A 25,642-nucleotide genomic window follows, 5' to 3' on the forward strand; every position below is an offset into this window, starting at 1 on the left:
TAAACGTCTTGATGAAAACGCACATCATCGAGTGGACAAAGCAGAGATTTTGAGAAAGGAGGAGCATAATGAAGGTTGTATGTATTGGATCAGGTTATGTTGGGACTGTCACTGGGGCAGCCTTCGCCGCTTTGGGACATCGCACAACGGTTATTGATATCGATCTGGCCAAGGTAAAGCTTATTAATGGTGGGAAAAGTCCTTTTTTTGAACCTGGGCTAGATAAATTAATGCTGGAAATGGTCAATCGTCAATTGTTAAGCGCAACTACAACCTTTGATGAAGTCTATAATGCCAATATCGTCTTTATTGCGGTAGGAACTCCTTCACGGGAAGATGGTACGGCGGATTTAGAACATGTAAAAGCGGCTGCTAGAAACATTGGGGAGCATTTAAATCCAGACCAATTTACGGTCATCGTCAATAAATCTACCGTTCCGGTAGGAACTTCTGACTTGGTTGGCTCTATACTTGAGGAGACTTCAGGACTTCGTATCAATGAGCATTTCGCTGTTGTTAGTAACCCCGAATTTCTGAGGGAAGGGTTTGCGCTCGAAGATGTGTTTTTCCCAGACCGAATTGTAGTTGGGACGAATCATAGCGGGGCACGAACCGTGATGAGTGTACTTTACCATCACATTATTGAGCGAGTGAACTATGGTGAATTATTTCAATGGATTGATTTCAAGGTCAAACAGCAGCAGTCTCCTACAGCGGTATATTTTGAAACGGATACGAAAAGCGCTGAAATGATTAAGTATGTATCTAATGCATTTTTGGCCATAAAGATCAGTTATGTTAATGAAGTAGCAAGACTATGCGAAGCATTAGGGGCTAACGTTCTTGACGTGGCAAGGGGGATGGGGCTCGACTCTCGTATTGGTGAGAAGTTTCTTCAAGTTTCGAGCGGTTGGAGCGGAAGCTGTTTTCCTAAAGATACGACCGAGCTGTTAGAAACGGGCAGAAAATATAGAACTGATCTAACACTAGTAAGAGCTGCGATAGACTCGAATAATAACATGCTTGAAGCGTGTGTAGATAAAATTAAACGACGGCTTAAAACATTGAATGGAAAAAATATTGGGATTCTAGGTCTTACCTTTAAGCCGAATACAGATGATGCACGTCATACTCAGTCATCATATATTATTGAGAGATTGATTAAACTAGGAGCTAACGTGAAGGCACATGATCCGAAAGGAATGGATAAGTTTAGAACCATAAATGAACATCTGCAAGTACGTTACTGTGACAATCCGGAAGATGTGGCGGAGCGCGCTGATGCGATTGTTCTAATGACACACTGGGATGAATACGCGAAACTGAATTGGCAGCTCATAGGTCAGAAGATGAGGAATCCCTACCTATTGGATACTCGTAACTTCTTAGTAGGGAATCAAATGAACGAAATCGGGTTTACTTATGAAGGAAATGGTATATAAAATCGGACCATGCAGAGAATCGGGAGTGTATTTCCAGGTTCTCTTCTTACATCTAATTTGGAAATATATAGTATAATTCGGATACATATATCGAGGGAGCGATGAGGATGCAGCTTAAATGGCTTGAGTGGGCAAAACAAATCCAGGCGGTATGCCAAGCGGGTCTTGCTTATTCGAAGGATATATATGATTTAGAGAGGTTTGAGCAGCTTCGAAAATTAAGTATCGAAATTTTAAATGAGTATACAGAGGTTGAAGTGGAGAAAATCAAGTCTTTATTTGCGAACGAATCCGGTTATCCAACTCCTAAAGTGGATATCCGGGGAGTCGTATTTAAGGACGATAAAATCTTGCTTGTAAAAGAACGGGTTGATGGTGCTTGGGCCATGCCTGGAGGCTGGGCGGATATCGGTTTATCGCCCAAAGAGGTGGCTGTAAAAGAGGTGAAAGAAGAATCAGGACTCGATGTTAGGCCCGTGAGACTGCTAGGCATTATCGACAAGAAGTTTCATGATCATCCGCCGTCTGCGCTTCATGTATATAAAATTTTTATTTTGTGCGAGATCACTGGAGGTGAACCTGCGGCGGGGATCGAAACCATACAAGTTGATTTTTTTAAAAAAGACAACTTGCCAAATCTATCTGCAGATCGAAACACGGAGAAACAAATTAAAGCATTATTTGAAATAAGAAATAAAAATACAGAAGTGTTGCTTGATTGACATAACATAAAAACAAGGCGGTCAGCCCGCCTTGTTTTGTATTTTATACGAATAAATTAATTCAAATTCACCCACACGCTTTTAACTTCCGTATAGTTATTCAGTGCATATGAACCCATTTCGCGGCCCATACCGGATTGTTTGTAGCCTCCGAATGGTGATGCTGCGTCAAAGGCGTTGTAGCAGTTAACCCAGACTGTTCCGGCTTTGAGGCGGCTGGCAATTTCGTGCGCTGCTTTTACATTTTCCGTCCATAAGCCTGCTGCGAGTCCATAGTCACTGTTGTTCGCTCTTCTGACGACATCGTCAAAGTCTTCGAATGGCATTGCTGCGACGACAGGACCGAAAATTTCTTCTTTCGCGATCGTCATATCATCTCTTACATTGGCGAAGATCGTCGGAGAGACAAAGTAGCCTTGGTCAAACGGATTGCCGCCGCCTACTAACAGCTCAGCACCTTCGTCTTGCCCAATCTCTACATAACGCATAACACGTGACTGTTGTTCCTCAGATACGAGCGGTCCAATTTGGGTTTCGGAGCTTAGTCCCGGACCTTGTCTAATCTTCTGGGAATGAGACACGAGATCAGCAACGACGTTATCGTAAGATTTCTTCTGGATGAACAGCCGTGAACCAGCGCAGCACACTTGACCTTGGTTGAACATGATACCTGAGAGAGCCCCAGGGATTGCCCGCGTCATATCAGCATCCGGTAAAATGATATTAGGCGATTTGCCGCCGAGCTCGAGTGTAACACGTTTCAAACTGTCGGCCGCCTGTCTCATAATGATTTTGCCTACTTCAGTGGAGCCTGTAAATGCAATTTTGTTCACGAGTGGATGGTTTACAAGCGCTTGGCCTGCTGTCTCTCCAAATCCTGGAACGACATTAATAACACCTTCTGGAAAACCAGCTTCTTGTATCAATTCCGCTAAATAGAGGGCTGACAGCGGAGTTTGTTCAGCCGGTTTCAATACCACGGTACAGCCTATAGCTAGAGCAGCTCCAAGCTTCCACATCGCCATAAGAAGCGGGAAGTTCCAAGGAATGATTTGACCAACGACACCAACGGGCTCGTGGCGGGTATAGTTAAAGAAAGGGCCGCTTACAGGAATTGTCTGTCCAACGATTTTCGTTGCCCATCCTGCGTAGTAGCGCATGTGTTCAATCGCGAGCGGAATGTCAGCGTTGGTCGTTTCATTGATCGGCTTACCATTGTCTAACGTTTCAAGCTGTGCGAGGGCTTCGCTATGTTCCTCCATAAGATCAGCGAGCTTATACATTAGGCGGCTGCGCTGTGCCGCACTCATTCGGCTCCAAGGTCCTTCGTCAAACGCAGCTCGTGCAGCGCGTACCGCAAGATCGATGTCCTCGGCGTCGCCTTCGCTCACAACAGCTAGCGTCTCACCTGTGGCTGGGTTCGGAGTAGTAAATGTTTTTCCGGACGCCGACTCAACAAATTCACCATTGATAAACATCTTTTTAGTTCCATTCAGAAACTTAGCTACTCTTTCATTGACATCCGCAGTAATTTGATTCATGCACACCCTCCTCATTTTATACTATTTTGGTAACGGTTATATTATATGTTAGTTTGTTATCTTGTTAAAGAACGCACTTTTTTGTTATTTAGTTACCAAGATGTTACTATTAAATTAAAATAAGGATATTGGATGGTGATTGTTCTTGTCCGATCGTGATAATAAAACGACGAGGCACCAATTCCGAGATCAGCAAATGAACTGTCATGAGGAGCTTACCATTTCAATCATCAGCGGCAAGTGGAAAATTGATATTATTTATTATTTAGAGATGGAGGGGACATTACGATTTAATGAATTTCGCAAGAAATTTCCGAAACTTTCACATAAAGTGCTGACGCAGCAATTGAGGGAACTCGAGACAGACGGAATCGTACATCGTAAGGTATATACGGAGATTCCTCCTCGAGTCGAATATTCCCTTACACCACGAGGCCAGTCTTTACTTCCGATCCTCCGTTTAATAAACGAATGGGGACATGATCACCTATCATATTATGTGGAGAAGGACAAACAAACAGAACAATAACTGTTCTAGAGGAGGGGACTATGGGGCAGAAGTTAAGGTGGGGAGTTATCAGTACAGCAGGAATCGCTGTGCGATCGGTTATTCCGGCGATTGTGCAATCCTCAAGAGACCAGATAATGAATTTATCGTATATTCCCATGGAAAACGTCGTCATGAGCATGTCACTAGTACGGACCCTTACGTAATTCAGGTTGATGATTTTGCGCGTGCAGTGTTTGAAGAACAGCATCCGAAGTTCACTCCAGAGGATTCAATATCCAATATGCGGCTAATTGATGCATGTCTGCGCTCTGCAAGGGAAAGAATGAGAGTTTCACTTTAATAACGGGAAATTCGTCTATTTCATACTCAAATGAGAGGGGTTCCGTATCACACGGTTATGGACCTCATGGGATGCGCGCTATAGGGAAATGGATGGAAGCAAGGTACAATCGTTCACAGCATCGCGGTTGATGCAGACTATGCTGCTTGGCACGAACGTTCCCAGATGCCTCTGCTCTCTTGGTCGTCTCAGGCGCTCTAGCAATATTAAAAACCGATTCTTCGAAAGAAGAGTCGGTATTTTTTTACTGCAATATTGTGAATACAGCTTGCCCTAATTCATATAATGCGCGTATACTATGTTTCAATAATACTTGTCCGGCTTCGTTCATAAATATCTTTTGGTAGAAGCCTGAATAAATTATACTTACCGAGATTTTGCATACAGCGAGAACATGATTGGAGGGCGTGTAGTCATGGAAGGTCAACTTAAAATTGAACGCAGAGAAGTATTGAAAGAAAAACCTGATTTTAGTCGTTTAGGGTTTGGGCAATATTTTACAGATCATATGCTCATCATTGATTACAAAGAAGGAAAGGGATGGCATGATGCAAGAATCGTCCCTTATGCTCCCATTACGCTCGATCCGGCAGCTATGGTATTTCATTATGGACAGACGGTGTTTGAAGGATTGAAAGCGTTCAAAACAACCGATAACCGTGTCTTGTTATTTAGACCGGAAAAGAATTTTGCGAGACTCAATCGTTCTAACGATCGATTAACGATTCCGCAAATTGATGAAGAGCAGGTTTTGGAAGCATTAAAAGCGCTCATTTCGCTTGAAAAAGATTGGATTCCTACAGAACCAGGCACGTCTCTCTATATTAGACCTTTTATTATTGCAACTGAGCCATGTCTAGGTGTGCGTGCATCGCATGAATATAAACTAATGGTCATTCTATCGCCTGTCGGTGCCTATTATGCGGAAGGACTTGAGCCTGTCCATATTAATGTGGAAAGTAAATATGTTCGTGCAGTACGCGGCGGTACAGGTGCTGCGAAGACGGCAGGGAACTATGCTTCTAGTATTAAAGCTCAGGTCGAAGCTAAAGAAAGCGGATATTCTCAAGTGCTTTGGCTTGATGGCATCGAACAACGGTATATTGAAGAAGTTGGCAGCATGAACGTCTTCTTCAAAATCGATGGACAGGTGCTGACGCCAGAACTGAATGGCAGCATTTTAGACGGAGTGACGAGAGACTCGATCATCACATTGCTTAAAGAGTGGGGAATTCCTGTCGTTGAACGAAAATTGTCGATTGAAGAGCTACATGAAGCTTATCAAAATGGCACTTTCGAGGAAGCATTTGGAACAGGAACGGCAGCGGTCATCTCTCCGATCGGTGAACTGAACTGGCTTAATCATAAAATGATCATTAACGATGGCAAAATTGGCGAACTGTCTCAGAAACTGTACGATACGATTACAGGCATTCAAACAGGCAAACTTGCCGATCCATTTCATTGGGTTGTTGAAGTGAATTAAAAGAATGAGGCCCTCCTTTAGCAGGTTGCTGAAGGAAGGCCTTTATTTTTATTAAAGTTGAGGGATATGAATGTCTACTTCACGCTTCAGCTCCGCTGAGCGAAGTACTCCGTCGATAATGGCTTGATTGTACAAAATATCTTCGCCAGGGATCGGAGCAGGTCCGCCTTGCTCGATGGCATGGACGAAATCTTGAACCTTCGCGTTAAATAGATTAATGCTGTGCTCGATGATCGGTATCGGACTTTCGGTATGATGCTTATTTACATCATGATACAGCTTAATGCTTCCCACTTTACCATCCCATACACCGCTCCAAGGTCCTGTCCCTGCAGGCGTCACTTTAAGTCCAGCGTCGGTTCCAAGGAACATTGTCGCTCCGAGCGTATCCATGTGCATCGCCCATGAAATTTTATAGTTAAGAACGATATCGCCTTCTAACCGCACCATAGCAACCCCGAAATCTTCAACATCGAACTTGTCAGCCTCGCTGTGATATTTCGGATTCGCTCCAAAATAATTGGAAGTAAATGCGGAAACCGTCAATGGTTTCGGATAACCGAGCGCGTTCAGCGCCATATCTAGCGAATAACAACCTATATCCGCCATAGCTCCTGCACCTGCAAGGTCTTTGCGGATAAACGTTCCGCCCGGCATGCCGCGGCGTCTGCCTCCGCCAGTCTCTACGTAGTACACTTTCCCGAGCTCTCCAGACTGAACAAAGCTGCGCACGATTTCCATGTTAGGGTCATAACGAGGCTGGAAACCAACGGTCAGCATTTTATCATTTTTCTTTGACGCTCGTACCATATCGATGGATTGTTCAAGAGTTACTGACATCGGTTTCTCGACGAGCACATGCTTGCCTACATTCAGTGCATCGACAGTCGTCTCGTGATGAGCGAAATTAGGTGTGCAGATACTCACTCCGTCCAAATCCAGCTCCAGCAAGCGGCGGTGATCTGTGAATGCAAGCGCGGTCCCAAGCTGTTCAGCTTGAATGAACTGCTCTGCTTTGCCTGATACGATATCCGCTACAGCCACAATATCTACATTGTCCATCGTTCGATAGCCTGCTACATGCGCACGGGCAATTCCGCCAGTACCGATAATCCCAATACGAATTGTTTTTGACATGTGTACAACCTCCTTCACATTTCATTCATATGCTGGTATGTACAGAAGATTGCTCTTTATATTGTTTTGGCGTTATACCGATCTTTGGAAGGGTCTATTTTTCATAATGGATAATTGCAGCGGGCCAATCGCTTTGTTCATGGTTGTAATTCGTTAAGCCCAACAGCCCGATTGTATTGAACCGATAAATAAGAAGCTTCCATTAATCTTGTTAAATCGGTAGCGAGCTGAATGTTATGATCTGCGCGGGTAGATTTCTGAATGTGGCCAACCCATTGGTTGAAGGCATTCGGCGCATTGCTAGGGATCTCTCTTTCAATCCATCCTTGGCTGTCCAATCGACTACTGCGAACAAGCAGTTTATGGTCTGGTGTTCCGTAGAGCAGAGTGCCTTCTTTGCCGTGCAATTCAATCGTAAATGGAGAGAAGCTGTTCACGAAGCCGGTCTCGACAATCCCAATCGCGCCATTTTTGAACTTCAGTACCGCTACGGCGTTATCTTCTACTTCTTTACCCGTTATATATCCGAAGTGAGCACTTACGCTTTCGGGTTCACCTAGAAACAGCCGATTTAAATACATAGGGTGACACCCGAGATCGATAAGTGCACCGCCTTTCGTTTGTTCTAAATTATAGAAGTGCTCTGGCAGCCATCCAGCGGTTGCCCCATTATGAGATAGACGCACCCTAGACAGAGTCAATTCTCCGAGCAGTTCCTCTTCTAGCACTTGCTGGATAGCAAGCGTGTAACCATCATTAAGTCTTGGCAATGAGACAGTAAGTGCGACATTCGCTTGGTTAACCGCTGCTAATATTTCGTTCACCTCTTGCAGCGTTGAAGCGAGAACTTTTTCCGTAAAAATATGTTTACCTGCCTGAGCAGCCTTGACCATAACATCCCGGTGCAAGCTGGTAGGGGTATCCACAATAACCGCATCAATTTCATCATTTGCAAGCAATTCATCCAGTGACTCATAATAACGGACACCTCTTGCCTTGGCTTCCTTGCGCCCACGTTCTGGAATTTCATCCCATACTGCTGTGATTTGCGTATCTGGATGCTGCGTGGCATATTCTGCATACTCTCCCGCATGAACATGCCAAAAACTTAACATGGCCACATTAATCATCTTATTCATCCTTTCGAACTACAATAATACGACACACCAACAGAGTAACACACTCAATTCTATGTATGCATATTTTCTTGACAATAGGACTGCATAATTACGACGTGATCAAGAGCATAATTATCAATTGTTAATTTATCCCAAATGATAGTCTATGCACTTTTAATATTGTATGGCATTATTACGATAATTCCGTTTTTGTGGGGATTAGCAACGTCATTCAAACCGCTTGATGAAATCGTATCGCGAGCGTCTTACTTTATCCCAGATCATTTTACACTTGATAATTACAAGTATGTATTAACGAGAGAGCCGCTGTTCCTGCGCTGGATGTTCAATAGTGTATTTGTAGCTGTTGCGGTAACGCTGCTCAATCTGTTGTTTAACTCAATGGCGGGTTATGCACTGGCTCGTATTGAATTTTTCGGCAACAAGTTCTGGTTCTATCTCATTCTGGTCGTGCTGATGATCCCAGGGCAAGTGACGTTAATTCCTAGCTATTTAATTATTAAATCGTTTGGATGGTTGAACGAATATCAAGGGTTAATTGTGCCTGGGATGGCGAATGCCACGTTTATATTTATGATGCGTCAATTTTTCTTAAGTTTCCCGCGCGAGCTTGAGGAAGCTGCAGAGATGGACGGATTAAGACGGTTCGGCATTTTCTTCCGCATCGTCATGCCGCTCGCGAAACCCGCTCTGGCGGCGCAAGTGATTTTTATATTTATGGGATCGTGGAACGATTTCTTAAAACCGCTCGTCATTTTGTCCGATAAATCGATGTTTACTCTGCCGATCGGGCTGAACTCGTTCAAAGGGCAATATATCAGCTACTGGAATTACATTATGGCTGCATCGATGGTATTTACACTGCCGGCGCTGCTTATCTACAGTTTCTTCAACAAATATTTCATTAAAGGCATTACGTTTACAGGAACGAAATAAATGATGAATATTTAAATAGATTAGGGGGCTCCTAATACATTTAGGGGCTTTTTTGTGTACGAAGAGAAAGGGGCTAGTCTTTCTTTCTGGATTCTTTAAACCGCCACATGAGGTCCCCCCATGCAGCGACCACAAGTCTAAAACAAACATTTGCAACTTAGGTATCCATTCACATAAGATAGAGACATAGAAATTGATTGTCAAAAATTTTCTATTACACGGCTTGTTAGAGAAAGAAAAAGGAGAATGAGCATCCATAATGAAATTTTTAAATGAATTTTTTGCAAATTCAGCAGTAAAAAGAATTATTGTTCTGCTGCTGATCGTATTATTTTTCTATGTATTCAAAAGCATGCTTAACGTTATTCTAATTACGTTTCTCCTCACCTATCTCGTGAATCGCCTGCTGTCCTCTGTGCAAAAGCGGATCAGTAAATTTATGAAAATAAACAGCAATGTACTGGTCGTTCTGCTGTATGTCATTGTTCTAGCATCGCTTGCCATGAGTACTTATTTGTATTTCCCTAGATTTCTCGAGCAGCTTAATGAGCTGTTTAGACAAGTGTCTTCCTTCTATAAAAATCCGCTCATGCCCACGAACAATAAATGGGTCGATATGGTCATGGAATACTTGCATAAGATGGACCTCGGAGGTTATTTAGACCAAGGTGTTAATCTGGCGATGAGGACGATTTCTGATATCGGCAAATGGAGTCTTAATCTGCTTATCGCGATTATTATGAGCTTATTCTTCTTACTTGAGAAGGAGCGGGTTAAACGGTTTACAGCAAAATTTAAAGATAGCAAAATGGGCTTCATTTATGATGAGCTTCAATACTTCAGCAAAAAATTCGTATATTCATTCGGAAAAGTGATCGAGGTGCAGTTCCTGATCTCACTAGTGAACACAATTCTGTCCACGATATTCTTGTGGATTATGGGATTTCCGAATTTGTTCGTACTTGCGATGATGATATTCCTGCTTGGACTCGTACCCGTGATGGGGGTTATTGTTTCACTGATTCCGCTGTGCGCTATCGCTTTTAAAATTGGCGGGCTTGTAAAAGTGATATATATTCTTATTATGATCTTGGTGCTGCATGCGATCGAGGCTTATTTCATGAATCCGAAGTTTATGTCATCTAAGACGCATCTGCCGATTTTTTATACTTTTGCGATTCTGATTGTGTTTGAGCACTTTTTCGGAGTATGGGGATTAATTCTTGGAGTGCCGATTTTCATGTTCCTTCTTGACCTGTTAGATGTATCAGTGACGAATCATAAAGAAGAAAAATGATGTGTGAACTGAACTTAAGATCTGGCTATTAGCCAGGTCTTTTTTTATGTTCAGCTATTTATGGTTAAGCTTCCTTAAGTTTAGAGAAAATAAATGATAGAGAAAGGAGGACGACGATGAAATTAGATGAGTATATTAACAGGCACCGCGACGTTCTAAATGAAGCAGTAGATCAATTTAAAAGGGCAGATCGCATATTGATTGGCGCTGGAGCAGGACTATCGGCAGCCGCAGGGATTGACTACTACGACACAGAGATGTTTAAGAAATTGTTTCCATCACTTGTAAGGAAAGGATTCACACATCAGTATCAGCTCGTCGGGTATCATGATTGGACTCCAGAGCAGGATTGGGCTTATTATGCGGTTCATATAAACCATTTTCGCTATCAAGTTCCGCCAAGCCCTATCTATAAAGCACTGTATCACATCTTAAAAAATAAAGATTATTTCGTAATGACGTCAAATGTGGATGGAATGTTCTATCGGACAGGCTTTGATACGCAGCGAATTTTCGCTCCTCAAGGCGCTTATGACCAAATGAAGTGCATTCATTCATGTACTGAGGAGACGTGGGATATTAGACCGACATTAGACATTTTGCTTCAGCATATTGATCATGATCGTTTGGAGGTCAAGGATCCAAGACTGCTCCCTAGATGTGCGTACTGCGGGGGACTGCTCGTTCCAAATATTCGCGGTGGGTATCGCCAAAGCAAACATTATGCTGAGATGGTTAACCGCTTGAATGAATGGCTTCATTCTTCATTAAATATGAACCTGCTCGTAATGGAGCTTGGGGCTGGACTGCATACACCGATCGTTATTCGTTGGCCGATGGAGAAGCTGACGCATCAGCATCCACGGGCTACGCTCTTTCGAGTGAATGATCACAAGGCTGAAGTTCCTGAGCGAATCCGTCATAAATCGATCACCATGGCTGCTAATGCGGGCAACGTCATTTATGCGATGAAGAAGCTGCTAAACTCCAAACAAAAACAGAGCAGCCTAAGATAGGCGGCTCTGCTTCCGATAAACTTAAGTATGGGGATTATTGTTCTGATTTGTCAGTGGAATCCTTCTTCTCCCAAGGACCGCGATCGAATTTTGGTCTATCCGGCATTTTATTCTCGACTGCTTTCTTTAGATGGCTTGTTAGCGAGGATTTGATTTCGTCAGCTTTCTCCTTCGTCAATTTACCTTTGCTGACGTCAGCATCGATCTCTTTCACGAATACGGCTGTTAGCTTATTCAAATATTCATCCTCACTCCATCCCTTCTTCTCCTCCACAATTTGGAGAAGTGTTTTGCCTTCTTTCAATTGATCCATTAATGAGTTGGCATCCGTACCGATCAGCGTTGCTGTTTCTTCAATGAAATTGAAACGATGGCCGTGTTTGGCCCCTTTTGGATGGTTCATATCAAATTTGTTTTCAACCGCTTCTTTTAATTGTTCAGGAAGGTTTGTTTTAATTTCTTCCGCTTTTTCTTTCGTTAACTTACCTTTGGTCACGGCTTCATCGATATGTTTGCTAACTTCGCTTGTAAGCTTATCCAAATATTCGCTTTCACTCCAGCCCTTCTTCTCTTGCACAATTTGAAGCAACGTTTTGCCGTTTCGCAGCTCTTTAAAGAGCGAATCCGCTTCAACGCCTAACAATTCTGCAGTTTCTCTGACGAAATGTCCGCCGAGCCCTCTATGTCCATATTTGTGATCGTGATTTTGTGCAGCTTGTGTACTTGTACCGTCTTGTGCGGTGGAGGACTCAGGAGTGGCTGCAGATACGTTTGACGTAAATAAAGCAGCTCCAGTGCCTGCAAAAATTGTGCCAGCAGCAAGTGTTGCTATCAACATTTTTTTGTGTTTTTGTTTCATGAAATGAACACCTCTCTACATCATTTTTGTTCGTACAGGGTGGCTGTACATGATTCATTGTCGTCTATTTTGCTGAATTTAAAATGAGAGTAAACTTAAATGTTCATAAATTTTTGCTTAAAAGTTCCTTAAGTCATACAAAGTTAGCACATTTGATATATTAAGGACAGGATGTATTTGCATTCAAAGCCTATTTCGTTCTAATATATATGTCTAGATTGTGCATCCAAAGGAGGATAAACCGTGACATTTGGTGCAAGGATGCTAAAAACAGGGATCGCGGTTACTTTAGCTCTTTACATTAGCGAATGGCTGGATTTACCGTCCCCAGTCATTGCCGGCGTTGCAGCTATTTTTGCGATGCAGCCTTCAATCTACCGATCATGGCGTTATTTTATTGATCAAATTCAGACGAATACGCTTGGTGCTGTTCTTGCGTTACTTGGAGGAATGGTATTCTCAAATGAGCCGATTGCTGTTGGACTCGTATGTATTATCGTCATTATGGTTTGTTTAAGTCTTAAAATGGAAGAAAATATTGGCCTTACACTCGTTACCGTTCTTGGGGTTATGGAAGCTTCGGGACAGTGGCAATTTGCGTTAACTCGTTTTTCTTTAAGTTTAATTGGCATTGTGTCAGCGTTTCTCATCAATATTTTATTGTTCCCGCCAAAGCCTAAGGTTCAGTTTGTTGGGCAAATTCAAAGTGTATTCACCCACCTGTCTTTATTATTACGTACTGCCATTTCTGACGAGATGAAGGAGAACGTCTTTCGGGAGGAGAGACGGATGTTAGAGGATTCCATCAGTTCACTTTCGGATAAATATAAGCTGATGGAGGAAGAGCAGCGCAAATTAAGACGCCCGAAGTTAAGCCAAAGCCGGCATTTGGTCGTCTATAAGCAGATGTTGAACACCCTTCATAAGGGGCTTGAAGTGCTGGATGCCGTGGAGGAGCATTATTTTCAGGGAGGACGCTCGGAAGCGAAGGACCATTATTTTGATCAGCATATAGAAAAATTAAGCAAGTTTCACGAAATTATTTTTCTTAAGTTTGATCAGAAATTGAAGCCGATGAGCAGTGAATCACAGTGGCAGGAGCTAGATAATGAGCAGTTCATGAAAGATGTCATCGAGCGGTATATAGAGCATAAGGAATACGCTTTGAGGCAGTCGATCGTTGCTGCTGCGATTTATGACTACGGATATCAACTGGAAAGACTTAACCGTCTGCTAGACCATTATCATAAGCTAGAGGAAGAAAGACAAGAATCTAAATCTTGGCTCTCGAGGTTTAGAGGAAACTAAGCTCATTTTATAGAAGTAAGACAGCGTACACATTTTCTATTGGAGAGAGGTAGATGACGGTGCGCAAAGTGGAATTAAGGCCGCTCGGTTCATCTTCTTTGCAAATATCCCCCCTTGGCCTTGGCTGTTGGCAATTTAGTAAGGGGAGGGGAGTTGTAGGGAGATACTGGCCGGTTCTGTCTGATGAAGACATTACAGCGATTGTTAAGACAAGCATCGAAGGCGGCATCAATTGGCTGGATACAGCTGAAGTATATGGCAAAGGTGAATCTGAACGAGCACTCGACCGGGCGTTAAAAACGCTTGAAGCAGAGGGCGTGAATACCGAGCAGGTATACATTGCTACGAAATGGTGGCCAGCGTTACGTTCAGCTTCATCGCTAGTGGATACGATTGATGAACGAATTGCTGCGCTTGGAGGAAGAACGATCGACTTGTATCAAATTCATCAGCCGTTCTCATTGTCAGCTATTCATCAAGAAATGAAAGCCATGGCTCAATTGATTCGTGCAGGTAAAATTCGATATGCTGGCGTGAGCAATTATTCAGAGGAGCAAATGCGCAAAGCTCATGCTGCTTTGAAGGACTATGGAATAGAGCTTGTTTCGAACCAAGTCAAATACAGCATCTATGACCGCAGAATTGAGCAGAATGGTGTACTGGATGCTGCTAAAGAGCTCGGAATGACGATTATTGCCTTCTCCCCGCTGGAGCAGGGCCTCCTAACTGGTAAATTTCATGCAGACAGAAGCTTAATTCAGGGAGTGCGCAGGTTTCAGCCTGGATTCAGTAGGCGGGGGCTCGAGAAATCGAAGCCGCTCATCGATGCCCTGCAGCGTCTAGCGCAGAAATATGAGCGTACTGCAAGTCAAATTGCGCTGAACTGGTTAATTCATTTTCATGGTGATACAGTAGTTGCGATCCCTGGAGCATCGAAAGTAAAACACGCAGTAGAGAACGTCGGTGCAATGCACTTTAAGCTGCTGGATAACGAGCTGCGTGAGCTGGATGATACTTCTAAAAAAGTTGTGAAATTTTCTATTCAATCATAAAGTGAAGTGCTGTAAAAAAAGTAAAGGCTGGGCGCTAGGTAGCGCTCAGCCTTTTATACTGAAATGAATAAACATTCATAAGTATATATAAGTGACTAGAAAATAAAAAAGCTCGAGGTTGATTTCCGAAGCCGGCCTTGATACAATATGGTTTGGTTTCTCTATGTAAATCGGAGAGATTTTAAACATAATATTACTACTATATTATAACAAAGACTATTTGGAAAGTCAAATATAAATTTTAAGAGGCGATGACATGAGTACAGTGGATAATGAATGGCGCGAAGAACAGCAGCGCGTGGATGAAGTAACGGGCAAAATTAGCAGAAGAATAAAGAGGCTAGAGCAAGATGTAGGTTCGGTCCGCGGTGAAGTGGTAACGATGCGTAAAGATTTCTGGGATGAAGTTACGGTCAATTTCAGTGAGGCTGACGATGTGGGCGAGACATCAACAAGCTTGCGCCAACAATCTGAAATTTTGTCTGAACGGGAACGAAGACATCTTCACTCTTCAGTAGCGCTTGGGAAACTTAAGCGTCTTGTCAATTCGCCTTATTTTGGACGAATTGATTTCAAGGAAGATGGTGAGACGAAGAGCGAGCAGATTTATCTCGGCATCGCGTCATTTTTAGATGATGATAACGAAACGTTCCTCATTTATGATTGGCGGGCACCGATCTCGAATTTATATTATGACAGTACACCGGGTCCTGCTTCGTATGAAACGCCAAGCGGTGATATCAGCGGGTCGATGTCGTTAAAGAGACAGTTTGTCATTCGTGATGCAATCATTAGATACATGTTCGATACTGGTGTGACGATTGGTGATGAACTGCTTCAAGAAGTGCTGAGCCGCAGCTCCGATGCTCAAATGAAGAGCATAGTGGCTACCATTCAGAAGGAACAAAATCAAATTATTCGTAATGACAAGAGCCGGATGCTCATTGTACAAGGTGCAGCGGGAAGCGGGAAGACATCGGCAGCGCTGCAGCGTGTTGCTTACTTATTGTACAAATACCGCGGACATCTACAGGCAGATCAAGTCGTACTATTTTCTCCAAATCCGATGTTCAACAGCTATGTCTCCACCGTTCTGCCGGAGCTCGGAGAAGAGAATATGCTGCAGACGACCTTACAAGAATATTTAGAGCATAGGCTAGGCCGGGAATTTCAACTGGAAGATCCGTTTGAGCAAATCGAGTATGTGCTGTCAAAGACGAGTGATCCTGGTTATGCAGCTAGAATCAGTTCGATTCGCTATAAATCCTCTCTTGATTATTTGAACGTGATTAATGCATATAAAGAACTGCTTGCCGCTGAAGGGATGATGTTCAGACCGGTTCGTTTTCAAGGTGAAGAAGTCGTGTCAGCGGAGAAGATTAAAGAAATGTTCTATAGCTACGACCATGCAATTACGATGCCAAATCGTCTGGAGCTGGTCCGTGAATGGCTGCTCAAAGAGATTGCAGCGTACGGTAAAGCGCAGTGGGATGAACCTTGGGTAGAAGAAGCGATTAATTTGCTCGAACCAGAAGACTACCAACGAGCATATACTAGGCTTCGCCGCAAGCAGAAAGATAGAGGAGTTACATTCGACGATTTCGAGCAAGAGAAGGAAATTTTGGCACGGATGATCGTTAGCGAACGTCTGAAGCCGCTACGTAAATGGGTGAAGTCACTGCGTTTTGTCGATTACAAGTATTTATACGGTCAGTTATTTCAAGATGAGCTGTTATTCGCTAAAGTAACCAAAAATGTGAATCGCCCTGAGTATTGGGATGAAATATGCAAGCAAACGTTAGATAAACTTAGACAAAACGAACTGAACTACGAAGATGTAACACCTTTCCTTTATTTGAAGGAACATATTCAAGGCTTCCGTACGAATACGACGATTCGTCATGTATTCATTGACGAAGCACAAGATTATTCGCCGTTCCAGCTGTCGTTCATGAAGAGAATGTTCCCAAGAGCACGCATGACCGCGCTCGGAGATTTCAATCAGGCTATTTACGCACATGCGTCTGTATTACAAAATACAGATGTTCTGATGAATTTGTACGACCCTGAACAGACGGAGCGGATTGTACTTACACGAAGCTACCGCTCTACTCGGGAAATTGTACAGTTTACTCGGGGGATGATACCAGGCGGAGAGCAGATTGTTCCTTTTAACCGAAGCGGTGAACTCCCTAAAGTGATTGAAATTAATGATCGGCATCGGCTGAATCGTCAGTTGATTGCAGATATTGATATACTACGCAAGGATGGCTATGAGACGATTGCGGTGATCTGTAAAACAGCAAGTGAGAGCGCCAGAGTGCACGAAGCGCTTAAGTCTCATGTTGCTTCAAAGTTGATTAAGAAGACGACGCTCGCTTTTGAAAAAGGGGTGCATATCATTCCTGCGTACTTAGCGAAAGGTGTTGAGTTTGATGCTGTGCTCATTTATGACGGTTCGAAGAAGCAATATGCGTTAGAAAGCGAGCGGAAGCTGTTCTATACCGCTTGTACTCGGGCGATGCATTTACTGCATGTCTATTCTTTAGGAGAAGTGAGTCCGTTCATTGCTGGATGTGATTCAGAAACATACGAATATAGCTTGTTGTAAAAAGGTTCATATTAGGGGTCTAGCTATTAGCTAGATCCCTTTTTTCTGTATATCCAACATTAATGTCATATTCTGTAACGCAATTTTCAGGGATTTAATTGATTAAGATATATTTATTTACACGTACATTACATATGTTTATAATACTTAACAATATACATTTTTACAGTTTCGATAATGGAGGGGAAACCGTGGCAACAGAGAATAAATACAATTCGTTTAATCGCCCCGCTTTGGCTGAATGTGTTCCAGAATTGGTGGCAACAGCAAGAGGGGATAAGCCGGCTACGCTTGTTATTGCAGGTGGAACTTTAGTGAATGTCATTTCAGGTGAACTGATTCCAAATATGTCGATTGCTATTCAAGGTTCAAGAATTGCATACGTAGGGAAAGATGTCAGTCATACGATTGGCGAACATACAACCATTATTGACGCGAAGGGTAAATATATGGCGCCGGGACTGCTGGATGGTCACTGTCACATCGAGAGCACTCAGTTGACTGTTACTCAATTTGCAAAAGCGGTGCTGCCGCTTGGTACGACGGGTGGATTTTTCGATCCTCATGAAATATCTAACGTACTCGGTCTGCCAGGACTGCGCTATATGGTAGAAGAAGCACGGACAACGCCTTTAGCTGCTTATATGCAAGTAGCCTCATGTGTCCCGTCAACGAATCCGGATTTGGAGACGACGGGAGCATCGTTTGGCCCTGAGGAGGTAGCTGAGGCGTTGAAATGGGGAAATGATGTCATCGGTCTTGGAGAAGTGATGAACTTCCCGGGTGTTGTATATGGTGATGCTAAAATGATTGGGGAAATTCAGGAGACGCTGCGTGCCGGCAAAATAGTGGATGGACACTTCACTTGGCCTGCTGACGATTGGCGTCTTCCTGTATATGCAGCTGCTGGTGTGACTGGAGATCATGAATGTGTAACGAAGGAAGATGTCGTAGAGCGCATTCGCCTCGGCATGTACGCGAACATGCGGCAAGGCTCAGCTTGGCACGATGTAGCAGAGACGATTAAAGCGCACACGGAGCTGGGACTTGATACTCGGCGCATGATGCTCGTTACCGATGACCGCAGCTCTGAATCGCTGCTCAAGGAAGGTCACATTAACTTTGTCGTTCGTCATGCGATTGCTCAAGGTGTGAAGCCTGTAACGGCATTCCAAATGGCTACAATCAATACTGCTGAACGTTTCGGTGTTGCCCGCGATATCGGATCGATTACGCCCGGATCTTGTGCTGACATCATTTTGCTGGAAGGTAATCTAGCGGATGTAAATGTCCAAATGACAATCGCCGCAGGTAAAGTAGTAGCGGAGAATGGACAAATGGTTGCAAATTGGCAAGACTACGAATACCCTCTAGAAGCTCGCGAAACGGTACATTTGAACCGCGAAATTACAGAACAGGATTTTGTCATCAAAGCGCCGATTCCCGAAGGGACAGTATCTGCTCGTGCCATCCAAGTGATTGAAAATCATGCAGAAACGAAAGAAAAAATAGTATCTGTACCGGTATCAGGTCATGAAGTTCGGATTGATGTGCATAGCGGTCTAAGCAAAATTGCTGTATTTGAAAGACATAAAGGAACGGGCAACTATGCGGTTGGACTCGTCTCGGACATTGGCTTTCATAAGCCAGCTGCCATTGCCATGACTGTTGCTCACGATAGTCATAACTTAGTCATTATTGGGAACGATGATGCACTCATGGCCAAAGCGTCTCAAGTCGTCGTATCGATGCAAGGCGGTGTTGCCGTGGTCACGGAAGATGAGACAACACCATTCCCGCTGCGAATTGCTGGCTTGATGTCTGCCGAGCCTTTTGAGACCGTAGCCAAACAGTCCAGTGCAATCAGTCAAGCGCTCTACGATGCAGGATGCAAACTCAATAACGCATTTATGACTTTATCGCTCTTAGCGCTCGTCGTAATCCCTGAGCTTAGATTATCGGATAAAGGTCTTGTCAGCATTTCGCCGGATGGAATTAAACAGGTGCCTTTATTCGTATAACAGGAATAAATTATAATAAACGCCAAAAAGGACAGCCCATTTCGGATGCTGTCCTTTTTGGCTTTATGGGAATAATAGCGTCATGTGATGAAAATGAAAACACGGCTTAAAGGTGGTCTTTGTTATGCAAAAGAAAAAATGGGATCTCGTCGCACTTGCCTTTATTCCGCTCATCATGACTTTAGGCAACTCGATGCTGATTCCCATTTTACCGCAAATCACACATGAGCTTGGCATTACTTCGCTTCAAGTTAGTTTGTTCATTACAGTGTATGGTGTCGTTGCTATTTTTCTCGTACCGGTTGCTGGATATTTGTCGGACAAATTTGGCCGTAAAGTGGTTATTATTCCAAGTTTAATTATCGCTGGTGCTGGAGGAGCTTTAGCAGGGGGAGCGGCTTGGCTCGGCAGCGGAGGCAGCTCGCTTTACTGGATTATTCTTGGCGGAAGATTACTTCAAGGTATTGGAGCAGCGGGGGCTTTCCCGATCGTCATTCCGCTTGTCGGAGATATGTTCAAGGATGAAAAGGAAGTCAGCAAGAGCTTAGGGATCATCGAGACATCCAATACATTCGGCAAAGTGCTAAGTCCGATTGTTGGAGCTTTGTTAGGATCTCTGCTCTGGTACTTGCCGTTTATGGCTATTCCCGTACTGTGCCTGATCTCTCTAATGCTTGTCATTTTTTTCGTAAAGGTACCTAAGCAACAAAAAGAGGCTCCATCATTAAAACGTTTTTTGCACTCCATTGTTGATATTTTTAAGGAAAAGGGCAGGTGGCTCTATGCCATTTTCGCGATTGGCTGCATCGGCATGTTCCTTATTTTTGGCGTGCAAGTGTTTTTGTCTAATGAACTGGAAGATCGCTATAATATCCACGGTGTAGTAAAAGGGCTTGTATTAGCAATCCCGCTCGGGATGCTTTGTCTCGCTTCTTATTTTACGGGTAAAAAAATCGGTAAAAACAAAAAGCTTATGAAGTGGATCGGATTCACCGGAATGGCGATGTCCGCTGTGTCTTTATTCGGTGCAGGGTTTCTGTACAATATATATTTGATGATTGGATTATTTGTCATTAGCGGGATCGGGCTAGGGATTATACTGCCTTGTCTTGATGCGCTGATTACAGAGGGAATTTCAAAAGAACAGCGGGGAACGATTTCATCATTATATAGCGGCATGCGGTTTATCGGATTATCTGCCGGACCGCCTGTCGCCTCGCTGCTCATGAAAAATCATCACTGGATACTATTTACTACGTTAGCTGTTGTTAGTGCCGCAGGAGCGGTCATTACATTATTTGCGATACGTCCGCAGAACAATGAAGAGAAGTCTGAGGTTCATGCCCATGGTATGACGATTAAGCATGCTCATTCGGATGATTGAGCATACTATTAGCGGTAATGACAACACAAATTGGAGGTATAGTGATGGCGCTTATTCCTTATGAACCTTTTCGCAGTTTAGATCATTGGAGAAGAGATTTTGATCGTTTCTTCGATAACTTCCCGCCAAGCCTCGCTGTAGGCGAACGTTTCGGGGCGCATCGTATTGATGTGTATGAGACCGATCAGGAAGTCGTTGCATCATGTGAAATTCCTGGACTTGAGAAAAAGGAAGACGTTCACATTGAGATCGAAGGGGATATGCTGACGATTGCAGGGGTTATTAACCGTACGAACGAGGTGAAGGAAGATCAAATGCACCGCAGAGAGCGGTTTACGGGTCGTTTCTCACGTTCAATACATTTGCCGGCTCAGGTGAAAAGAGAAGGTGTGAAGGCAAGCTACAAAAATGGAATTCTCGAAGTTCGTATGCCGAAGGACCAAGCTGGTACCAGAAGACGAATTGATGTAGATTTTCATTGAAAATATCGAAAACAAGCCTTGTCCAATTCGTACAAGGCTTGTTTTTTGCTTAATTTATTAATTATACACTTTTTGGTCCGAGATGTTCTCTGATCGATTTGAAGCTGATTTCTTCATCATTGCAATGACATAGACAGCTATGAACACGGCTAAGAACAGCGAAGACAAAAAGAGTCCTAGGAATAGAATGAGATTTCGTTTTCCTTTTTCCAACGCTTTAGCTGAATAGAGACGAGCTGCAATCGCTGACAGTGCAAATAACGTCGTAAACAGACTGACTGTCAAGTTATCCGCGTGAAATGTTTCTTTCACATAAGCTGGAAGCGGAGATATGATCATTTGCAAATTCAGAAATAATAATAAATTACAAATGGTTAGCATGATAAATTCTTTGGTCCATAATCGGTTATCTTGTGGTTCTTCCATCCTAACATCTCCTATTGTAGTTTCATGTTGTCTAAATTGTGCTTAATTTGATTCATAATTTGATCTAAAACGGCAAGCTGCTCATCGGTAACTCCTTGCAGCAGCTCATCATTATATTGAACTTCTATCGGAATGGTCTGTTCTATAAGCTCTTTCGCAGATGGAGTCACATGAATGAGATATGCTCGTCGGTCTGCAGGGTCATCTTGCCTCTCGATCCAGCCCTTCTTATGCAGCAGGTCCAAAATTCGGGTTGTCGTAGGTTGGTCCTTACCGGCAAGCTCCGATAATTCTCTCTGATTAATTCCTTCATGCTTATAGGCGCAGTAAAGAACGGACCACTGCTCAGGGGTAATATCATACGGTTTAAGTCTACTGGCAAATTGAGATGTTACTCTCCGAAAAGTATTCCCGTACCGAAAACCAAAGGATTGTTCAGGTGAGCTAAAACGAGACAGAGAGGTATCCTCCTTTTAAAAAAAAGTTGTCTTAACAATTATATGTACAACAATTTAGTTTCGTCAATTATTTTCTTGAAATTTTCAGAATACAATCGATTTTCAGAATATAAATGAAAACAAAAAAAGAGCGGAAGCATAAATGCAACCACTCTTTTAAAGAATTTAACTCGCAGTACGAATTAAATGATTATTTTTTAGGAACACTTTCCCAGTCTTTAAGGAAACGAGCAATACCGTTATCAGTAAGCGGGTGTTTCCAAAGTGTTGGAACGAGAGAACCAGGGATTGTAGCGATGTGGCCACCTGCAATTGCAGCTTGTTCCACATGAGCAATGCTACGAACGCTTGCTACGATAATTTCAGTAGGCATATTGTAGTTATCGATGATTGTTCTTAGGTCTCTGATTAATTTCATACCTTCTACACCGATGTCGTCAAGACGTCCCACGAATGGGCTGATGTATGTAGCACCAGCTTTAGCAGCCATAAGACCTTGTGCAGCTGTGAAGATCAATGTTACGTTTGTTTTGATGCCTCTCTTAGTAAGCTCATGACAAGCATATAGACCGTCTTCAGTCATTGGCAATTTAATTACAACGTTGGGAGCCCATTTTACGATTTCTTCTGCTTCTTTAAGCATTTCTTCGCCTTTAGTGCTGATTACTTCTGCACTTACTGGTCCATCGACAATGCTTGTGATTTCTTTAATTACTTCTTTAAAATCACGGCCTTCTTTTGCAATAAGAGAAGGATTAGTAGTTACCCCGTCAACGAGACCAAGGCGTACAATCCGTTTAATTTCTTCAACGTTACCTGTATCCAAGAAAAATTTCATGAGATGGTTCCTCCTTTAATCATATATCTTTAGTTTTAAACTCCCATAATAGTATGTACCACATATTTAATTATGACGCAATAAATATTGTGATTTATTTGGAAAAGAAATTACTTCCATAAACGAATGACTTGACATTCTAACCGCAACATTGGAATATAAACTGACAGATATACATTATTATGAGATTGTTGTGCTTATTTTATGAATGAGGGAGGGAATTGTCATACAGCTGTCTCAACGTCAAACTGAAATTGTTGAACTCGTTAGACATCATGAGCCTGTTACAGGCGAACAAATCGCTGAAATGCTCGGACTCAGCCGTCCCACCATTCGTTCTGATCTTTCCATTCTTGTTATGTTAGGTGTACTTGATGCAAAACCGAAAGTTGGTTATTTTTTAGGAAAAGCCTTGAAGTTAACCGGTCATGTGGAGACTAGACTGAAGCAACTGAAGGTTAAGGATATATACAGTGAACCGATTATCATATCGGAGTCTGCATCCGCCTATGATGCAATGGTTGCTCTATTCAAGGAAAACACAGGTACTCTGATGGTCGTAAATGACGCAGGTTTTTTTACAGGAATAGTATCCCACAAAGATCTGCTCAAAATTACACTTGGACAAAACAATTTAAATGATATTCCGGTCACCATGGTAATGACCCGCAGAGCTCAGACACTTGCTGTAACTGAAGACGAGTCCATCCTCTCTGCCACCCAAAAAATGCTTGATCGTCAAATTAGCTGCTTGCCAGTAATCCAAACTTCTTGGAACAAAAACGAGCGGTCTGAAGAAAATCCATACGAGGTCATTGGCCGAGTGACAAAAACGAATTTGCTTGTCGTATTGCTCGAATTAACGGCGGAACATTAAAAACATAAACCGAGAAACCCATAACAATTTTTTTGTAATACAAAGTATAATGCTTCGAAAGCATCGAAGACAGCGCGCGTCCTAATGGACGATTGCTCTGTCTTTTTTATTTTACAGGATAGTAAAAAGAAGGGGTATTGCATATGTACATTCGAATTATTCCGTGGTCTGAAGAACGAATTGGGATTCAAATGACTTATAAGGAAGAGTGGATCGAGCGTATTCGAGGATTAGCAGGCAGAAAGTGGGATGCTGTGGCCAAGGTGTGGACTGTACCGTTAACGGAGGAGTCCTTCGAGATGCTGCTAGCGTTATTTCGGGATGCAGAGATTCAAGTTCATCCGGGACTAAGAGTAAAATTTGGATGGATTAATGCTGTGATGGAGCGGAGCTTGATGTTATCTTCAGGTCAATCTGCTACAAATCGTCCTCGGTTACATTCGCACGAGCCCTCAGTTGTTGCCGAAACTTTATCTCATGAAGTTCACAAGCAGAAATGGACTGAACGTGAAGAGACTCAACTTGTTGAATCCTTGAAGCTGCACGGCTACAGCCGTAAAACGATCAAAGCATATGTAGGTCATGCTCGGCGCTTTATTCAGATGACGACAAAGAATCCCTCCGAGATGGGGCATGAGGACGTTAGAGCATATCTGCTTTTTCTTCTTCAGCAAAACAGTTCCGAAGCTTACATGAACCAAGCATATAGTGCACTTCAATTTTATTTGCAAAAGATTTACGGTAAGCCGTCGCTTAAATTTACCGTCCCACGAATGAAGCGTCAGAAACGACTTCCAAATGTCCTCTCACTCAGTGAAGTCATTCAAATTATTCGTTCAGCCCAGAACATAAAGCACCGCGCTCTTCTATATGTAACCTATTCCGCAGGGCTAAGGGTTAGTGAAGTTGTGCGCCTTCGGCTCGCCGATTTAGATGTCGATCGGAAAACAATACATATTAGGCAAGGAAAGGGCAAAAAGGACCGCTACTCCCTGCTCTCTGATGCTACAATAGAAATGATTAAGAGCTACATGCTTACAGAGCATCCGTATGACTATCTCTTCCCAGGTGCCGAGCGAAATCATCACCTGTCCGAGCGCACTGTACAAAAAGTGTTCGAGCGAGCGTTGGTGCTGTCCGGAGTACAGAAAAAAGTAAGCATTCATGCGCTGCGCCATTCTTTCGCAACCCATTTGCTTGAAGGAGGCACAGACCTGCGCTACATCCAAGAACTCCTCGGCCACAAAAGTAGCCGCACCACCGAAATCTACACCCATGTCAGCACCAAAAACATAAGCCAAATCCAAAGTCCGCTAGATCGCTTTCTGCAATCCATGAAGCGGGAGGAGTAGGTAGGGTGTAGAGAGAGGAGTGAAAGGGGGTTATTGTTCGGCCAGTTTGCCCTGAGTGGGGTGGTATGTGAAATGTAGTATGGCGTACTATGTAGGATGTGCTAGGGGGTAGTGTAGATGGATAGTATGACTAATACAGTTGCTTGTCCATTTACATGCCATAGACACTGCACCTGTTAAAGTTGCTGCTGCAGACCATGATACAAATAATAACCCACTTCGCAAATCCCCCCTCTTTTGCCGATATTCCCGAAACCACACGCAAATGCAGGAGAATTACTCACATTTAGCGAATATGTTCGTAGAAGAGGTGTTATACAAAATAAAGGCTGAGAATCCAGAACCCAAGCAACTTCGTAAATCGAAGATTTACAAAATTACTTGGCCGGCTTACCAGTGGCAGCCGC

At 43.2% G+C, this 25,642-nt stretch carries 23 protein-coding genes; 16 read left to right on the forward strand and 7 right to left on the reverse strand.

Annotated features, from left to right (window positions below; all coding sequences use genetic code 11):
• Window positions 1-68: 68 nt before the first annotated feature.
• Complete coding sequence (locus tag J2Z20_RS14795; RefSeq protein ID WP_209851961.1) at window positions 69-1,442, forward strand: UDP-glucose dehydrogenase family protein; 1,374 nt, start codon at window positions 69-71, stop codon at window positions 1,440-1,442.
• 107 nt (window positions 1,443-1,549) lie between these two features.
• Complete coding sequence (locus tag J2Z20_RS14800; RefSeq protein ID WP_209851964.1) at window positions 1,550-2,164, forward strand: NUDIX hydrolase; 615 nt, start codon at window positions 1,550-1,552, stop codon at window positions 2,162-2,164.
• A 56-nt stretch (window positions 2,165-2,220) separates the two neighbouring features.
• On the opposite strand, the gene J2Z20_RS14805 is transcribed toward J2Z20_RS14800, so the two are convergent.
• The gene (locus tag J2Z20_RS14805; protein ID WP_209851967.1) at window positions 2,221-3,705 is read right to left on the reverse strand and encodes an aldehyde dehydrogenase family protein; all 1,485 of its coding nucleotides are present in this window, start codon (window positions 3,703-3,705) and stop codon (window positions 2,221-2,223) included.
• A 145-nt stretch (window positions 3,706-3,850) separates the two neighbouring features.
• Between J2Z20_RS14805 and J2Z20_RS14810 the strand changes: the two genes are divergently transcribed.
• The 3 genes from J2Z20_RS14810 (at window position 3,851) to J2Z20_RS14820 (ending at window position 6,042) form a co-directional block, all read left to right on the forward strand.
• Window positions 3,851-4,234: a winged helix-turn-helix transcriptional regulator gene (locus J2Z20_RS14810; protein WP_415640012.1), complete on the forward strand. Its 384-nt coding sequence runs from the start codon at window positions 3,851-3,853 to the stop codon at window positions 4,232-4,234.
• Window positions 4,235-4,271: 37 nt separating this feature from the next.
• Entirely contained in the window at window positions 4,272-4,556 is a 285-nt protein-coding gene (locus tag J2Z20_RS14815; protein WP_209851970.1) for a Gfo/Idh/MocA family oxidoreductase, read from the forward strand.
• Between the two features lie 415 nt (window positions 4,557-4,971).
• Entirely contained in the window at window positions 4,972-6,042 is a 1,071-nt protein-coding gene (locus J2Z20_RS14820) for a branched-chain amino acid aminotransferase (protein ID WP_209851974.1), read from the forward strand.
• A 51-nt stretch (window positions 6,043-6,093) separates the two neighbouring features.
• Here the strand turns inward: J2Z20_RS14820 and J2Z20_RS14825 are convergent, their stop codons facing one another.
• On the reverse strand, window positions 6,094-7,179 hold the full coding sequence (locus tag J2Z20_RS14825; protein ID WP_209851977.1) for a Gfo/Idh/MocA family protein: 1,086 nt from the start codon (window positions 7,177-7,179) through the stop codon (window positions 6,094-6,096).
• Window positions 7,180-7,316: 137 nt separating this feature from the next.
• Entirely contained in the window at window positions 7,317-8,309 is a 993-nt protein-coding gene (locus J2Z20_RS14830; protein ID WP_209851980.1) for a Gfo/Idh/MocA family protein, read from the reverse strand.
• A 144-nt stretch (window positions 8,310-8,453) separates the two neighbouring features.
• On the opposite strand from J2Z20_RS14830, the gene J2Z20_RS14835 reads away from it, so the two are divergent.
• The 3 genes from J2Z20_RS14835 to J2Z20_RS14845 all read left to right on the forward strand — a co-directional run bounded on the left by J2Z20_RS14835 (window position 8,454) and on the right by J2Z20_RS14845 (window position 11,567).
• Complete coding sequence (locus J2Z20_RS14835; RefSeq protein WP_209851983.1) at window positions 8,454-9,254, forward strand: carbohydrate ABC transporter permease; 801 nt, start codon at window positions 8,454-8,456, stop codon at window positions 9,252-9,254.
• 259 nt (window positions 9,255-9,513) lie between these two features.
• Window positions 9,514-10,551, forward strand: a complete 1,038-nt coding sequence (locus J2Z20_RS14840) for an AI-2E family transporter (RefSeq protein ID WP_209851986.1) — start codon at window positions 9,514-9,516, stop codon at window positions 10,549-10,551.
• 116 nt (window positions 10,552-10,667) lie between these two features.
• The gene (locus J2Z20_RS14845) at window positions 10,668-11,567 is read left to right on the forward strand and encodes a Sir2 family NAD-dependent protein deacetylase (RefSeq protein WP_209851990.1); all 900 of its coding nucleotides are present in this window, start codon (window positions 10,668-10,670) and stop codon (window positions 11,565-11,567) included.
• Between the two features lie 34 nt (window positions 11,568-11,601).
• On the opposite strand, the gene J2Z20_RS14850 is transcribed toward J2Z20_RS14845, so the two are convergent.
• Window positions 11,602-12,426 carry a hypothetical protein gene (locus J2Z20_RS14850; RefSeq protein WP_209851993.1) on the reverse strand — a complete coding sequence of 275 codons (825 nt, stop codon included), beginning with the start codon at window positions 12,424-12,426 and terminating at the stop codon, window positions 11,602-11,604.
• Between the two features lie 243 nt (window positions 12,427-12,669).
• On the opposite strand from J2Z20_RS14850, the gene J2Z20_RS14855 reads away from it, so the two are divergent.
• The 6 genes from J2Z20_RS14855 (at window position 12,670) to J2Z20_RS14880 (ending at window position 21,284) form a co-directional block, all read left to right on the forward strand.
• Complete coding sequence (locus J2Z20_RS14855; RefSeq protein WP_209851995.1) at window positions 12,670-13,734, forward strand: FUSC family protein; 1,065 nt, start codon at window positions 12,670-12,672, stop codon at window positions 13,732-13,734.
• 53 nt (window positions 13,735-13,787) lie between these two features.
• Complete coding sequence (locus tag J2Z20_RS14860; protein WP_209851997.1) at window positions 13,788-14,786, forward strand: aldo/keto reductase; 999 nt, start codon at window positions 13,788-13,790, stop codon at window positions 14,784-14,786.
• 256 nt (window positions 14,787-15,042) lie between these two features.
• Window positions 15,043-17,397 carry an RNA polymerase recycling motor HelD gene (helD, locus tag J2Z20_RS14865; protein WP_209851999.1) on the forward strand — a complete coding sequence of 785 codons (2,355 nt, stop codon included), beginning with the start codon at window positions 15,043-15,045 and terminating at the stop codon, window positions 17,395-17,397.
• A 191-nt stretch (window positions 17,398-17,588) separates the two neighbouring features.
• Entirely contained in the window at window positions 17,589-19,418 is a 1,830-nt protein-coding gene (gene ade, locus J2Z20_RS14870) for an adenine deaminase (protein WP_342454321.1), read from the forward strand.
• 124 nt (window positions 19,419-19,542) lie between these two features.
• Window positions 19,543-20,802, forward strand: coding sequence for a bacillibactin exporter BcbE (gene bcbE, locus J2Z20_RS14875; RefSeq protein WP_209852001.1), 1,260 nt, complete (start codon window positions 19,543-19,545; stop codon window positions 20,800-20,802).
• Window positions 20,803-20,846: 44 nt separating this feature from the next.
• Window positions 20,847-21,284 carry an Hsp20/alpha crystallin family protein gene (locus J2Z20_RS14880; protein ID WP_209852003.1) on the forward strand — a complete coding sequence of 146 codons (438 nt, stop codon included), beginning with the start codon at window positions 20,847-20,849 and terminating at the stop codon, window positions 21,282-21,284.
• A gap of 57 nt (window positions 21,285-21,341) precedes the next feature.
• Here the strand turns inward: J2Z20_RS14880 and J2Z20_RS14885 are convergent, their stop codons facing one another.
• The 3 genes from J2Z20_RS14885 to fsa all read right to left on the reverse strand — a co-directional run bounded on the left by J2Z20_RS14885 (window position 21,342) and on the right by fsa (window position 23,006).
• Window positions 21,342-21,710 (reverse strand): MFS transporter, encoded by a 369-nt coding sequence (locus J2Z20_RS14885; RefSeq protein ID WP_209852006.1) that lies wholly within the window; start codon window positions 21,708-21,710, stop codon window positions 21,342-21,344.
• Between the two features lie 11 nt (window positions 21,711-21,721).
• Window positions 21,722-22,168, reverse strand: coding sequence for a MarR family winged helix-turn-helix transcriptional regulator (locus tag J2Z20_RS14890; RefSeq protein ID WP_209852039.1), 447 nt, complete (start codon window positions 22,166-22,168; stop codon window positions 21,722-21,724).
• 190 nt (window positions 22,169-22,358) lie between these two features.
• The gene (gene fsa / locus J2Z20_RS14895) at window positions 22,359-23,006 is read right to left on the reverse strand and encodes a fructose-6-phosphate aldolase (protein WP_209852009.1); all 648 of its coding nucleotides are present in this window, start codon (window positions 23,004-23,006) and stop codon (window positions 22,359-22,361) included.
• 208 nt (window positions 23,007-23,214) lie between these two features.
• Here fsa and J2Z20_RS14900 point away from each other — a divergent pair, with 208 nt between their 5' ends.
• On the forward strand, window positions 23,215-23,883 hold the full coding sequence (locus J2Z20_RS14900) for a CBS domain-containing protein (protein ID WP_209852023.1): 669 nt from the start codon (window positions 23,215-23,217) through the stop codon (window positions 23,881-23,883).
• A 143-nt stretch (window positions 23,884-24,026) separates the two neighbouring features.
• A complete protein-coding gene (locus tag J2Z20_RS14905) occupies window positions 24,027-25,235 on the forward strand; it encodes a tyrosine-type recombinase/integrase (protein ID WP_245252416.1) in 1,209 nt (402 codons plus the stop codon).
• Window positions 25,236-25,642 lie beyond the last annotated feature (407 nt).

The organism is Paenibacillus sediminis (genome assembly GCF_017873765.1).
In the GTDB taxonomy this organism is placed as follows: Bacteria; Bacillota; Bacilli; order Paenibacillales; family Paenibacillaceae; genus Paenibacillus_AG; species Paenibacillus_AG sediminis.